The sequence below is a fragment of the Segatella paludivivens DSM 17968 = JCM 13650 genome, assembly GCF_000373185.1.
Classification (GTDB): Bacteria; Bacteroidota; Bacteroidia; order Bacteroidales; family Bacteroidaceae; genus Prevotella; species Prevotella paludivivens.
In genome coordinates, this window is the sequence record NZ_KB890637.1 from 36,592 (window position 1) to 51,132 (window position 14,541).

Genomic DNA, 14,541 nt, shown 5'->3' on the forward strand with positions numbered 1-14,541 from the left:
GCTAAATAGTGCTTTTGTATTCGTCTTTATACTAACCGGTCATAACAATATTGTGCGTTTGCACTGAAATTAAATATATCGTTGATTTCTTTTATTGAGTATCTTGAAAAATCATTGGTGCGCGCACGTGCGCGTACATTAATATAAGATGTTTGATTTCGGTATTACTTGCGTTTTTATCGTATTATACAAAAACTACTTATCCTTTGTTGGAATCCAGTTTGTGCATTGCTTGAATACATTTTCTAATGTAATATTAGCTGCTTCTTTCTTTGAAAGTTGGTGTGTCCATTTCACTCTGCCTGAATTGTTAGCTCCAGCACCATTGTTGTTATATTCTGAATAACGTGCAGTCTTTTCATTCTCTGGATTTTTCCAGTTCTCCCATCCTTCTGGTCGAATGTGTTTCCCTAAGTCGCAGTTCATAAATAGTGTACATGCGTATGGACGCCAAGGACGACCTAGATAAACCTTATTCACATCGTCTTGCGCTATCAGTTTACAATGATCGAATATGTAACCAAATGGTTGTTCAGCTGGTGTTGATGCTGCTGTTACATAACTATCAGCTTTACTCTTTATTGTGCAGTGTTCAAACCAAGCTGTGGCAGGACCAAAGATGAAGTCTGTTGTCCCCTCAATATAGCAGTCGGCAAAGTAAAGACGAGTGCCAGCTATGCCTGTAAATATCGTATCTTGGTGTCCTAAGAAGTTACAATTCACAAATGTCAGTCGATCACCTTCCGTGTGAAGTGATACCGCTTGTCCAAGTCTTGCTGAATTGTTTTCAATTGTAATATTCTTTAGTTTGATATCGTTTCCTTCAATCTTCAACGTATATGTGCGAAACGTACCCATTGGTTTGCCAGTCTCAGGAATCTTTATGTTTGCGTGATCATCATACGTGATAATGGTCTTGTCACGGTCTTCTCCACAAATCTCTATATTGTTGAGCCATGATGGAATGACTAACTTTTCTTTGTAGATGCCTTTCTTAACGAAGATAACCTTGTGGTAGTCCATAAATGCACGACAAACTTCAATGGCTTCTGATATGTTACGAAACTCAGCTGTCCCGTCACGTGCTACGAAAAGCGTATCGGGGTTGTCATACTTGTTTGCGGCATTGATGTTTGCAGCCATAAAGATAGCAGCAAACAGTAGCATTATTTTTTTCATAGTTTTGTTTGTTTAGTATTATATATCAGTTCTTATTATTTAAGGTACAAGGTCGTTGTTTGCGTTTTACATAATCTGCATTACTTCCTGCAAATCGTCTATACCTTTTAGGTTTTCCATAATGTCTCTTACTTCGTCTCTGTCATGTACTTTAACCTCTATACTACCGTCAAAGATGCCTTCGTCACTATTGATTGTAACCTTATGAATGTTAAGGTTCATGCGTGAAGATATTACTTCTGCTACATCCTGAAGCATACCTTTACGGTCAATACCTCTTATTTCGATTGTAGCATCAAAATACATCTGTTTATGCATATCCCATTTTGCATCAAGAATACGATTGCCGTAGCTAGATTTTAGTCGGCTTGCCACAGGACATACACGCTTGTGAATTTCGATATGGTTCTTGTTGTCAATATATCCAAGTATATCATCACCTGGTATAGGGTGGCAACAGGATGGGAATATAAACATATTAATTGTTTCTTCGCTAATGATTACAGGCTTCTTTTTCTTGAAGTCTTTGTTAACGATAAACAGATTGTTTATTTCATCTTCTTCATCTTTGCCCTTATCGTCTTTCTTGCCGTGTAGGAATGGTACATATTTGCGCCATCCGGAATTAGTTAATTCTTTCTTAACCTTACCAAGCAACTCGTCAAGATCTTTTTCTCCTAATATAATCTTCTTGTCGCCAAGAGCAAGGAATAAATCTTCTGGTTTCTGCACGTCATGGTAATCGCATAGCTTATCCAGTACAGAAGATGTGAGTTCTAGACTGTTATTTGTGAGCCATGCATTTAGTACGCTCTCTCCGTTCTTCTGAATTTCACGGTTGTCACGACGCAAAATAGCCTGTATCTTCGCTCTTGCCTTTGCTGTAGACACAAAGTTTATCCATGAAGGCTGCACATGCTGAGACTTACTTGTGAGTATTTCTACTTGATCGCCACTGTTTAATTTATGACTTAAAGGCACAAGTTTATGATTGACCTTAGCTCCGATACAATGACTTCCGAGGAATGTGTGTATCTGGAATGCAAAGTCAAGTGCCGTACATCCCGCTGGCATCGTTTTAATCTCGCCTTTAGGTGTAAATACAAATATCTCAGAAGCGTATAGGTTTAACTTTATACTGTCAAGGAAGTCCATTGCATCAGGCTGTGGATCATCAAGAATCTCCTTGATAGTTCCCAACCAATTGTTTAGTTCTCCTTCGTCCTCAGTGTATTCAGCACCGTCCTTATATTTCCAATGAGCAGCAAAGCCTTGTTCTGCAACTTCGTCCATGTGATCAGAACGGATTTGCACCTCAATCCATCTGCCCTGTTTACTCATAAGGGTAACATGGAGTGCTTGATATCCGTTAGCCTTTGGATGATTTAACCAGTCACGTAATCTGTCTGGATGACTCTTATAAATGCGGCTTATAGCAACGTAGATGTTGAAACATTCGTTGATTTCTTCCTTACGAACTTTAGGTTCAAAGATTATTCTTACAGCAAGAATATCATAGATTTCTTCAAATGTTACATGCTTATTCTGCATCTTATTCCAAATGGAATAAGGACTTTTTACACGAGCTTTGATTTGATATTGTAGTCCAATCTTGTCAAGAGCCTCACGTATAGGATCTGTGAACTGTGCAAAAAGCATGTCACGCTGTTCGCGTGTAGAAGCCAGTTTATCTTGTATTGTTTTGTATTCTTCAGGATGCTCGTATTTAAAACTCAGATCCTCAAGCTCTGTCTTTATCTTATTAAGTCCCAAACGATTAGCCAACGGTGCATATATATATAAGGTCTCACCTGCAATCTTATATTGCTTGTTGGCTGGTTGTGAAACAAGAGTTCTCATATTGTGGAGACGGTCACAAATTTTGATGAGAATCACGCGAATGTCATCACTCATTGTGAGCAGTAGTTTCTTGAAATTCTCTGCTTGTGCAGAAGCCTTATCACCGAAAATACCACCACTTATTTTAGTCAGACCGTCTACAATCTGCGCTATTTTGTTTCCGAATATGTTTTCTATGTCCTCAACAGTATAGTCTGTGTCTTCAACGACATCGTGCAGAAGTGCTGAACATATACTTGTTGAGCCGAGTCCCATTTCTTCGCATGCAATAAGAGCAACGGCAATAGGGTGCATGATATATGGCTCGCCAGATAATCTTCTCACACCTTTGTGAGCTTGTCTGGCGAAATTAAAGGCTTTCGTGATTATGTCAACCTTCTTCCTGTGTCGAGATGCAAGATAGGTATCAAGCAAATGCTGGAAAGCATCTGTTATCATTTTGTCTTCGGCAGCTTCACGTGCAGCCTCTTTCATATCATGCTCATCCATATTCGTATAGTTTATTTACTTAACTTTAATTTTCTTTCCAGCACGTATATTGCTTCCATCAATACCATTTAGTTTCTTCAACTTAGAAACTGTTGTATTATGTTTTTCTGCGATTTCAGAAAGCGTATCACCGTCACCAATGGTAACGCTTTTGCTTGTATGTTTGCGCTTGTTTTTCTTCTTTCTGGTATATTTGCTTGAACTGGAATAGCTTTTGTGTCGACTGTATGAACGGCTCTTTGTAACTACTGGCTCTTCATTGTTAACCTCTACCTCTGTACGCTTGCTAGCCATTTCTGCAGGCTTGTATGCGCAAATAGAATCTTCATTGTCAATGAATTTTGTAATCATCAATGTTGGTAATCTCAATGAAGATGGACGCCAGCTTCCGTTAACCAAGTCATGACGATATTGTGGGTTCAAAGTCCTAATCTGCTCTATATCTATACCTAGAACATGTGAAATCTGTTCAAAGTTTATATCCTTATTTACTAATATCGTATCAGTCTTCTCTGGAAGTTCTGAAGTCATTGGACATATATTATGATCACAATAGTAGTTCATAATATAGTTTGCTGCGATGAAAGCAGGAACATATCCCTTAGTCTCGTCAGGAAGATAAGGATAAATCTGCCAATAGTCAGTCTGTTTTGAGCGATGCATAGCTTTGCTAATCTTATCTGTACCGCAATTATATGCTGCAATTACAAGATTCCAATCGCCATATAATTTATATAAGTCGCTGAGATAGTGTGCTGCTGCATAAGAAGATTTTATAGGGTCGCGACGCTCGTCAACAAGAGAGTTTACTGTTAGTCCGTATTTCTTTGCAGTCTTTATCATGAACTGCCACAGACCTGTTGCTCCAACTCTAGAAACAGCACATGGATTAAGTGCAGATTCTATTACAGGAAGATATTTAAGTTCGAGTGGAAGACCGTAGGTATCTAGTGCCTCTTCAAAGATTGGCATGTAGAAATTCTGAGCTCCCAACATATAACTTACTGAATTGCGCAGATGACCGCTGTATCTATCAATGAATGTTTGCACAACATCATTGTATGGCATTTCTATTACAGTAGGTAACATGCTAAGTCGTTTCATGTAAATGGCTTTATCATATACAGGATTAACATCCGGCATGTTACAGTTTGTATCAGGTTTGAGATAATTTTTTGTGTTGTATAGATGCATCAAACTGTCAAGTTCTTGTGTCATGGCCTCTGGAAGGTCTATGGTTACTTGCTTTCCTTGTGCATCTTTAACGGTAATCTCCGTTTCTTTTTTATTATCATCCTTTTCAACTTGCGCCTGTATTGCACAGTTTCCGGCAAAGAGTAGGGTGATGGTGAATAAATAGATTTTCTTCATTACTTAATTTTTGTCATATATAATGTTTTCTCTTCTCAACTTACTCTAGAAGTTTAGGCTGCAGTGCACGCCTATACCACCTGAAGTGAGAGGATTTCGGTTGTTGTCTGTATTTATGATAGCAGGCTCAACGCTGAGACTGAGATCGTTTGATATATCAAATTCTGATAATGATGCGTCAACATAAGCGTCAATTACAGAAAGCGCATAGACGCCTACTAGTACAAAGAAGCTCATGTCTCTCCAACGACGGAAGCGGTCTTTTCGATTTTTGAAAAGATTTTGATATGTAGCGAGGTTTTCGTTTGTTATTTTTGCGCCGAGATGCATAAACTGATTATAGCTGGCAGTATTGGGGTCATTATCCATTATGTCCATATATGCCTGGGAATAGTCATGATACATCTGATTGTTCCATTTCATAGCGTAAACGCATCCTACTATTCCTCCATAAATGATAGGTAGTTTCCAAAATTTGCGGTTGTAAATCTGTCCAGCTCCAGGCAATACAAGAGCTAACCATAATGCCCTCTTTGGTTCAGGACGCCATGTAGCCCAGTCACGCTTTGGCTTTTTGACCTTTTTTGTGTCGTTAGCCACTAGCGTAAGACTATCTTTGTGAGTAAGTGCATCTGTAGCTTTGATATTCGTAGTATCGGAAATAACGATACGATTTTTCACATTCTGTGCTTTAGCAGAGAACGGCATGGCGAATATCGCAGCAGATATGATTATAAATGAAGTTATCTTCACAGACATATTAATCTTTCAGTTTGTCGAAAACGTTCATGATCCGTTCTAGTTCTTCTTCATTAGCGAAAGGAATGCTAATTTTTCCTTTTCCTTTTGGCGAACAAGTCATTTGAACTTTTGTATTGAGAAACGATGCAAGGCGTGTTTTCAGTTCATTGAACTCTTCTGGCAATTGACTGCGTGCAATGATTTTCTTCTTGCTGCTTTCAATATCTTCTCCACTCTTTAAAGCCTGAACAAGTTCTTCAACTTTTCTTACCGAGTATCCGTTTTTCTGTATTTCCTTGAAAAGTTTTATTTGTAATGACGGACTATCGATAGCAAGCAATGCTCGTGCATGTCCCATATCAATTTCCTTCTTCTGCAAAGCCATCTGTACTTCTGCAGGAAGTTTTAATAATCTAAGATAGTTGGTTATTGCTGTACGGCTTTTTCCTACACGTTCAGAAACTTTTTCCTGTGTCATTCCGCTACCTTCCATTAGATGCTCGTATGCAAGTGCAATTTCTACAGCGTTCAGGTCTTCACGTTGGATATTCTCAACGAGTGCCATTTCCATAACATTCTCGTCTTTTATCGTACGAATGTATGCTGGAATAGCTTTAAGTCCTGCAAGTTGAGAAGCTCTCCATCTTCTTTCACCAGCAATAATCTGAAATTTGTTCTCAGTTATTTGTCTTAGAGTGATAGGTTGAATAATACCTATTTCTCTAATACTTACTGCCAATTCATGTAATGCTTCGTTTTCAAATTCACGACGAGGCTGATTAGGATTAGCTTCTATTTGGTCTATAGCAATCTCATTGATGGTAGAAGAACCCTGAGTGCGCACAGCATCTGTTGATATCAGTGCGTCAAGTCCTCTTCCGAGTGCGTTGAATTTCTTATGTACAGCCATTTCTTCTTATGATGTATTATTAATTGATGACGATATTCATTCAATCATCATTAAAGAATTTATGAGTTCTTGTTTATTATTTCTTTTGCAAGTGCCAGATGATTCTTAGCTCCTGTAGATTCTGCATCGTATAGAATTACAGGAAGTCCGTGACTAGGGCTTTCACTGAGTTTCACGTTACGCTGAATAACAGTTTTAAATACTAATTCCTGGAAGTGGCGTTTCACCTCATCATATATCTGGTTTGCAAGGCGTAGACGACTGTCATACATAGTGAGCACAAATCCTTCAATCTCTAAGTCCTGATTCAGTTTGCTCTTAATAATCTTTATCGTATTAAGAAGTTTGCTGATACCTTCAAGTGCAAAATATTCACACTGAACAGGAATAACAACAGAATTAGCTGCAGTGAGTGCGTTTACAGTAATCAGACCTAATGAAGGGCTACAGTCAATAAGGATGTAGTCATATTCATTACTAATCGGGTCAAGTAGGTTTTTCAAAACCTTTTCTCGGTTTTCTAAATTCAGCATCTCAATTTCAGCACCTACCAAATCTATATGGCTTGGTATTATATCCAAACCATTGATGTCTGTGGTATAGATGGCGTCGCGCACATCTGCGTGGTCGATGATACATTCATATAGGGAGCAGTCAACTTCTTTAATGTCCACTCCTAAGCCACTGGATGCATTTGCCTGTGGGTCTGCGTCTACTACGAGAACTGTTTTCTCTAATGTAGCAAGTGATGCTGCAAGGTTTATGGTCGTAGTGGTCTTGCCCACGCCGCCCTTTTGGTTAGCTAAAGCGATTATTTTTCCCATTTCGAAAAAAGTTGATTTGACCGCAAAGTTACATATTTTATGCGAGAAATACTAGAATTAAACCTTTTTTTAGTACTTTTGTGCCAAACTTAAAAGTTAAATATGAATAATTGCCGTCCATTAATACTTATATCAAATGATGATGGATATCATGCAAATGGTATCAAAACTCTAGTTTCTTTTCTCAAAGATAAAGCTGATTTGATAGTTTGTGCACCTGAATCAGCACGCTCTGGATTTTCTTGTGCCTTCTCTGCAACAACACCATTGAGGCTCAAACGTCGCCATAATATGGGAGATGTAGAGATATGGTCTTGCAACGGAACTCCTGTAGACTGTGTAAAAATTGCTATCTCTGAATTGTGTGGTGGCAGAATTCCTGATCTTGTTATAGGTGGTATCAATCACGGTGATAATTCTACAGTTAATAATCATTATTCAGGAACGATGGGAGTGGCTCTTGAGGGATGTATGAAATATATTCCGTCTATAGCTTTCTCTTCATGTAACTATGATACAGAAGCTGAATTGGGATATTTGAAAGATGATGTTTGCAAGATTGTTGACAAAGTACTTGCTGAGGGATTGCCAAAGGGAATATGTCTTAACGTTAACTTCCCGAAAATGCCTCCTTTCAAAGGTACAAAGATATGCCGAATGACAATGGGGCAATGGGTGAACGAAATCGTAAAGGAACGTCATCCACGTGGATATGATTATTATTGGGTAGTAGGAGAGTATCGTAACGATGAGCCTGACGCAGAGGATGGAGATCAGTGGGCTGTCAACAATGGATATGTTGCTATAACTCCTACAAAAATTGATGTAACTGATTACGAGATTATTGATAAACTTAATAGCTGGGGGCTTTAAATAAAAGTTTTGTTATGAAGTATTACATTATTGTTGGTGAAGCTAGTGGAGACCTTCATGCATCACATCTGATGATGTCGCTGAAAAAACAGGACAGCAATGCTGAGTTTAGATTTTTTGGTGGAGATTTGATGTCTGCTGTTGGAGGTTTCCGCGTCAAGCATTATAAGGAACTTGCTTATATGGGATTTATTCCTGTACTTTTGCATCTGCGCACAATATTCCGCAATATGGCTTTGTGCAAGAAGGATATTGTAGCTTGGAATCCTGATGTTGTAATACTTGTAGACTATGCCGGTTTCAATCTTGATATAGCTAAATATATTAAAGCAAATACTAAAATACCTGCTTATTATTATATCTCTCCTAAGATATGGGCTTGGAAGGAATGGCGAATAAAATCTATAAGAAGAGATATTACAGAACTATTCTCAATATTGCCTTTTGAAATACCGTTTTTTGAACAAAAACATAATTACAAAATACATTATGTAGGTAATCCTACTGCTGACGAAGTAAATAGGTTTAAAAATGAGTATAAAGAGAGTAGGGAAGAGTTCTGTAACAGGAATTCTTTAGTTGCAGATAAACCTATTATTGCATTGCTTGCAGGTAGTAGAAAACAGGAAATAAAGGATAATCTTCCAGCTATGATTAAGTCGGCAGTAAAGTATGCTGATAAATATCAGTTGGTGCTTGCTGGTGCTCCTTCAATTGATAGGGAATATTATGACATGGTGCTTGACAAGATTAAAGATTGTGGAGATTTTAAAATCAATATAGTTAATAATGAGACCTATCCATTATTGAAACATTCTGTTGCAGCTCTCGTTACAAGTGGTACTGCGACTCTAGAAACAGCTATGTTTGGTGTTCCGCAAGTTGTATGTTATGAAACTCCTGTTCCGCATTTGATACGTTTCGGATTCAATCATGTAATAAAGTGCAAATATATTTCTCTTGTAAACCTTATCGCTGATAAGGAAATTGTGAAGGAACTCTTTGCTGATCGTTTCTCTGTATCAAATATATCAGAAGAACTTGGTCGTATACTTCCTTGTGGTGATGGGCGACAGAAGATGCTTGATGATTATGAGGATGTGTATAAAAAACTAGGCGACACTATCGCTCCGGATAATGCCGCCCGTATTATGGTAGATTTGCTTAATCATAAAGATTAAGCAAGTCTTTATTTGTTATATTCACGTAGATAATCTCTAACCTTTTTACCGTAAGGCTTTATAACATCATTAGTCCAATTCCCTTCTGATTTAGCCCTTGGTAGCAACATAGAGCAGGTTTCGTTCTTATCGGAAACAGACCAGTTTATCCAACTGACTTTTAGTTTCTCCATAAGATCAATCCATTTTTGCCATTCTTCAGTATTCAGAGGTCCGTCTCCAGAAGCTTCCATACCAGCACATTCGCTGACGAAAACAGGTAATCCATTGTCAACGGCTGCTTTCATTTTGTTACGCAGATAGTCTTTGTGAGTAGCTGCATAGAAATGTACTGTGTACATAACGTTGCTAACTCCCTCAATAGGGCTTGCTGCAGCAAGGTCTATGTCCTGATCCCAATGTGGACATCCCATCAGGATGATATTGTCGGGATCATATTGTCTGATTGCTGTAATTACGGTTTTGCCATACACCTTTAAGCTATCCCAATTGTCTCCAATGGGTTCGTTATATAGTTCGTAGATAACGTTAGGATACTTTCCGTATTTCTTTGCCATATTGGTGAAAAACGTTGTAGCCTCTTTTGTGTGCATCGTGTGTGCATGCCAGTCGATGATTACATATACACCGTTTTTAATTGCTGCTTCAATAACAGGAGACATGCATTTCATAGCAAATTCAGGATTGTCCAGATAGTTATCTTCTATCTGTATTCCCATAGCAGCTCGGATAATATTGGCATGCCAGTCGTTTTTCAACCATTTAATGGCTTCTGCGTTATAGAAGCGCGGCCATAGATTGTGCCAACCAAGACTTACACCTCGTAATACTACAGGGGTGCCATTATTATCACATAACTGTGCTCCCTTTACTTGTAATTGTCCCCATTCTTTTACAGGATTAGTGGCAAAGGATGGGGAAAGGCAGAATACCGCTAATAAGGTTAAAAGGTATTTTTTCATAGTATGGTATTTGATTTTGCTTAGAAAATCTGTATAGTATAAAGGTATATTACAGCTGCTGGGATCGCCATCAATGATGAATCAAAGCGGTCTAGCATTCCTCCGTGTCCAGGAAGGATATTTCCACTGTCCTTTATTTCCAAAGTTCTTTTGAATAGGCTCTCAACAAGATCACCTAATGTTCCGAAAACAACTACCGTTAGTCCTAGTCCAATCCATCCTATTATAGATAAATGTGATGTTGATGCACCATTTTCGTTAGTCATATAGCCGATTACTCCTGCAACAATCATAACAAGTATGCCGCCTCCAATGCTGCCTTCCCAGCTTTTTGCTGGACTTATTCTTGGAAAGAGTTTATGCTTTCCGAAGAGTGATCCGCTACAATATGCACCAGTATCGTTGAGCCAGAGGAAAATGAATACACACAATGGAATTAGCATGTTGTAGCTAATACTGTTTTCGTTAGATGAAACCTCAAAACCAAGTATGTTTATCATAGAGAAAGGTAATGCAATATACATTTGTCCTAGCATGGTGTACGCCCAATCGTTTATGGGGTCTTTCTGTTTAAGATATAGTTCGCTGATAAACAGATATACAATTGTCAGAAGATATGGCACGAAGATTACGAAATTTGTCGCAATGCCAATTCTGAATGCTGCAACTGCAATGAAAAAATAAACACCTGCTATTGTAGATATGAATCTGTTTACCTTAATGTTCTCTTTCTGATTTACAAGTCCTGTGTATTCCCATACAGCCATACCTGTTATGAAAGCAAAAAGAGCCACCATAGCTCTGGGACTAAAGAATCCCACAACCATGATGGTGACAAACAGCGCACCTGTAACAGTGCGTGTTATTAGATTTTGTACTTTGTTAGTCATATTTTTATATCCGACTTTTATTCTTTTATTCTTTTATTCTTTTTCTTTTGCTGCCTGATGCTCTGCTTCAGCCTGCTTTACAACGTCAGGCATTTCTTCTAGTTTAGGAGCATTGGCTTCGTTCTCTTCTATAATTTCCTGAGAACGGCTTACCCAAGGGCGTTTGCCGAATATCTCTTCTACATCCTCTGCATAGATTACTTCTCTTGTAATAAGGAGTTCTGCAAGCTTGTTGTGTCCTTCCTTATGTTCCTCAAGAATTTCCTTTGCATGGGCGTATTCTGAATTTACCATCTTTAGAACTTCATCGTCTATAATCTTTGCTGTTGTTTCAGAGTATGGACGCTGGAATTGGTATTCCTGATTGTTATAATAGCAGATGTTAGGCAATCTGTCGCTCATACCTGCGTATGCAATCATTCCAAATGCACTCTTTGTCGCACGTTCAAGATCGTTCATTGCTCCAGTAGATATGTGACCTGTAAAGAGTTCCTCGGCAGCACGTCCACCAAGTAATGCGCAGATCTCGTCAAGCATCTGTTCCTTAGTTGTGATTTGGCGTTCTTCAGGAAGATACCATGCAGCACCCAAAGCCTGTCCACGTGGTACAATACTTACCTTTACAAGAGGATTAGCATGTTCGCAGAACCAACTTATAGTAGCATGACCTGCCTCATGAAGTGCGATAGATCGCTTCTCGTTTGCAGTCATCACCTTTGTCTTCTTTTCCAAACCGCCAATTATACGGTCTACGGCATCTATGAAATCTTGTTTTGTAACGCTCTTGCTGTTATGTCTTGCGGCGATAAGTGCAGCCTCGTTACATACATTTGCAATATCAGCGCCAGAGAATCCTGGTGTCTGTCGTGAAAGGAAGTCTATATCTAGAGAATCGTCAATTTTCAATGGTCTAAGATGAACCTGGAATATAGCTTTACGCTCTGTCAAATCAGGTAGGTCTACATTTATCTGTCTGTCAAAACGTCCAGCACGTAACAGTGCCTTATCAAGCATATCTGCACGGTTTGTAGCAGCAAGTACTATAACACCGCTATTTGTTCCGAAACCATCCATTTCTGTAAGCAGTGCGTTCAGTGTGTTTTCACGCTCGTCGTTACCGCCCATTGAAGGATTCTTGCTTCTTGCTCTACCAACGGCATCAATCTCATCAATGAAAATGATACATGGGGATTTTTCCTTTGCTTGGTGAAATACGTCACGTACGCGACTTGCACCTACACCGACAAACATTTCAACGAAGTCTGAACCACTCATTGAGAAGAATGGAACTCCTGCTTCACCGGCAACAGCTTTTGCAAGCAAAGTCTTACCTGTTCCCGGAGGACCAACTAGCAAAGCTCCCTTTGGAATTTTTCCTCCAAGTTCTGTATATTTCTTTGGATTCTTAAGGAATTCTACTATTTCCTGAACTTCCTGTTTAGCTCCTTCTTGTCCAGCTACATCTTTGAAAGTTATTCCAAGGTCGTCAGCCTTCTCGTAAAGTTTAGCTTTACTTTTTCCGACGCTGAATATACCGCTACCTCCACCGGCACCATTTCCTCCACTCATGCGTCTCATTATCCAGAACCAGAATACAAGCAAAAGTATAAATGGTCCATAACTGAATAATATGTTGCTAAGGAAACCGTTGCTGTCATTATTCTCGTAGCTAAAATCAGCAATCTTTCTTGACTGTTGCTCTTTAGTGAGATATTTCTCCAGTTCGTCAATAGATCCGAAATTCACGTTTAAGTATGGATTAGAACCAACTTGTTTTGAATTTCTATGGAATATATCCTGAATATGTTTGGGGTTAACAAACATTTTAAGAGTACTCTTCTCCTTGTTAATTACAACGTTGGTAGCATATCCTTTCTCTACATATTGTTTAAACTTTGTATATGTAGCTTCCTGACTTGCTCCGTCACCAGCTAACATATTACCTCCGCCAGAGAAAATAATAACTCCCAATGTGAGGGCTACGAGAAGATAGAGCCAGTTCATATTGAAACGTGGCATCTTTGGATCGTTTTTGTCTCTGTTATTTAAAGGGTTGTTTTTATTGTCCATTTATTCTAATTTTAGTTTTCGGATATTATACAAATAACGTGCCAAACGAACTAATCCAGATTTGGTATTTTAGTGATGGCAGCGTCTTCCCATAATGTTTCCAAATTATAGTATTCGCGTGTCTCAGGCAAAAATATATGTACCAATACATCTGAATAGTCAATAGCTACCCATTCTTTATTTCCAAGACCAGCTACGTTTGTAGGCTTTTCTTTTATTTCAGTGCGTACAGTGTCGCTTATAGAACTGGCTATTGCTTCTACCTGAGTTGTAGAATTACCTTGACATATAACGAAATATTTTGCAATTGCCCCGTCTATATTGGCCAGGTTGACAATCGTTATGTATTCGCCTTTTTTCTCTTGTATGCCTTTTGTTATAGTTTCAACTAATCTACTTGTTGCTTCCATTAATAGAATTTCTTTTGTTGTGTATTATATAATGTGTGATATCAGTCACAAAGGTACATAAATTATAGATATAACATTAACAAAAGAGAGTCTATTTTGTTTTTTTTCTTATTTTTATGAAAAAAAATTGGTGAAAGTTTTGGAAGTTTACAAAAAAGCACTACCTTTGCACACGCAATTCAGAACAACACTGATAAATGCAATTAATATTGGGATATGGTGTAATGGTAACACTGCAGATTCTGGTCCTGCCATTCTTGGTTCGAGTCCGAGTATCCCAACTACAAAGCAACTCTTTTGAGTTGCTTTTTTTGTTTTATTATTATTCTGTGGCTTTGAGATAGGGTAGTTAATAGATTTGTTGACTTATCAATTCCTATGTATAAAGTCTGTCAATGATGAAGAAAAAGAATCTGAAAATATATGGCAAAAGTAATAATGATAGATAAGGTTGAAATTAGCTAAATGGTTTATTTGATATAGAAGAACTGTGCTAAAACATTTAAGGTTGCACTCTCTTGATAAAATTTATGAATGCATGATTTCCTGTGATGTTTATTATAGCTGTTCTTGGAAATATGTAATCCGTGATAATAAATAGCTGTGACTATATAAAAGTTGTATGATGGTATCAACTTATGGAATTATCTTCTTGCATATACGCAATGATTCTGATAGGCCATATAACGAGTGTCTAGAAGAAGATGTTGTTTGTAGCTTGTCGGCAAAAAAAAATTGATTGTCTCACGACAACCAATCTCTTAACCTTAATAATCTAATA

12 protein-coding genes and 1 tRNA gene are annotated in these 14,541 nt (G+C 38.2%); 3 read left to right on the forward strand and 10 right to left on the reverse strand.

The features are described 5' to 3' along the window. Positions 1-195 precede the first annotated feature (195 nt). From B045_RS0105160 to B045_RS0105185, 6 genes are all read right to left on the reverse strand, one after another. On the reverse strand, positions 196-1,143 hold the full coding sequence (locus B045_RS0105160; protein WP_018463209.1) for a pectinesterase family protein: 948 nt from the start codon (positions 1,141-1,143) through the stop codon (positions 196-198). 102 nt (positions 1,144-1,245) lie between these two features. Continuing rightward, positions 1,246-3,528, reverse strand: coding sequence for a RelA/SpoT family protein (locus tag B045_RS0105165; protein ID WP_018463210.1), 2,283 nt, complete (start codon positions 3,526-3,528; stop codon positions 1,246-1,248). A gap of 15 nt (positions 3,529-3,543) precedes the next feature. Further along, entirely contained in the window at positions 3,544-4,899 is a 1,356-nt protein-coding gene (locus tag B045_RS0105170) for a lytic transglycosylase domain-containing protein (protein ID WP_018463211.1), read from the reverse strand. 45 nt (positions 4,900-4,944) lie between these two features. After that, positions 4,945-5,658 carry a DUF5683 domain-containing protein gene (locus B045_RS0105175; RefSeq protein ID WP_018463212.1) on the reverse strand — a complete coding sequence of 238 codons (714 nt, stop codon included), beginning with the start codon at positions 5,656-5,658 and terminating at the stop codon, positions 4,945-4,947. A gap of 1 nt (position 5,659) precedes the next feature. After that, complete coding sequence (locus tag B045_RS0105180) at positions 5,660-6,550, reverse strand: ParB/RepB/Spo0J family partition protein (protein ID WP_018463213.1); 891 nt, start codon at positions 6,548-6,550, stop codon at positions 5,660-5,662. 59 nt (positions 6,551-6,609) lie between these two features. Then, entirely contained in the window at positions 6,610-7,374 is a 765-nt protein-coding gene (locus tag B045_RS0105185) for a ParA family protein (protein WP_018463214.1), read from the reverse strand. Positions 7,375-7,476: 102 nt separating this feature from the next. Between B045_RS0105185 and surE the strand changes: the two genes are divergently transcribed. Both surE and lpxB read left to right on the forward strand, forming a co-directional pair. Then, the gene (gene surE, locus B045_RS0105190; protein ID WP_018463215.1) at positions 7,477-8,247 is read left to right on the forward strand and encodes a 5'/3'-nucleotidase SurE; all 771 of its coding nucleotides are present in this window, start codon (positions 7,477-7,479) and stop codon (positions 8,245-8,247) included. A gap of 14 nt (positions 8,248-8,261) precedes the next feature. After that, positions 8,262-9,428 (forward strand): lipid-A-disaccharide synthase, encoded by a 1,167-nt coding sequence (lpxB, locus tag B045_RS0105195; RefSeq protein ID WP_018463216.1) that lies wholly within the window; start codon positions 8,262-8,264, stop codon positions 9,426-9,428. A gap of 8 nt (positions 9,429-9,436) precedes the next feature. Here the strand turns inward: lpxB and B045_RS0105200 are convergent, their stop codons facing one another. The 4 genes from B045_RS0105200 to rsfS are packed head-to-tail and all read right to left on the reverse strand — an operon-like array spanning position 9,437 to position 13,760. Then, the gene (locus B045_RS0105200) at positions 9,437-10,390 is read right to left on the reverse strand and encodes a glycoside hydrolase family 5 protein (RefSeq protein WP_018463217.1); all 954 of its coding nucleotides are present in this window, start codon (positions 10,388-10,390) and stop codon (positions 9,437-9,439) included. Positions 10,391-10,410: 20 nt separating this feature from the next. Continuing rightward, positions 10,411-11,280: a phosphatidate cytidylyltransferase gene (locus B045_RS0105205; RefSeq protein ID WP_025884012.1), complete on the reverse strand. Its 870-nt coding sequence runs from the start codon at positions 11,278-11,280 to the stop codon at positions 10,411-10,413. A gap of 33 nt (positions 11,281-11,313) precedes the next feature. After that, the gene (gene ftsH / locus B045_RS0105210; RefSeq protein WP_018463219.1) at positions 11,314-13,350 is read right to left on the reverse strand and encodes an ATP-dependent zinc metalloprotease FtsH; all 2,037 of its coding nucleotides are present in this window, start codon (positions 13,348-13,350) and stop codon (positions 11,314-11,316) included. A gap of 50 nt (positions 13,351-13,400) precedes the next feature. Further along, complete coding sequence (rsfS, locus tag B045_RS0105215) at positions 13,401-13,760, reverse strand: ribosome silencing factor (RefSeq protein ID WP_018463220.1); 360 nt, start codon at positions 13,758-13,760, stop codon at positions 13,401-13,403. A 210-nt stretch (positions 13,761-13,970) separates the two neighbouring features. On the opposite strand from rsfS, the gene B045_RS0105220 reads away from it, so the two are divergent. Then, positions 13,971-14,041, forward strand: a tRNA-Gln gene (locus B045_RS0105220). The last annotated feature ends 500 nt before the right edge of the window (positions 14,042-14,541 follow it).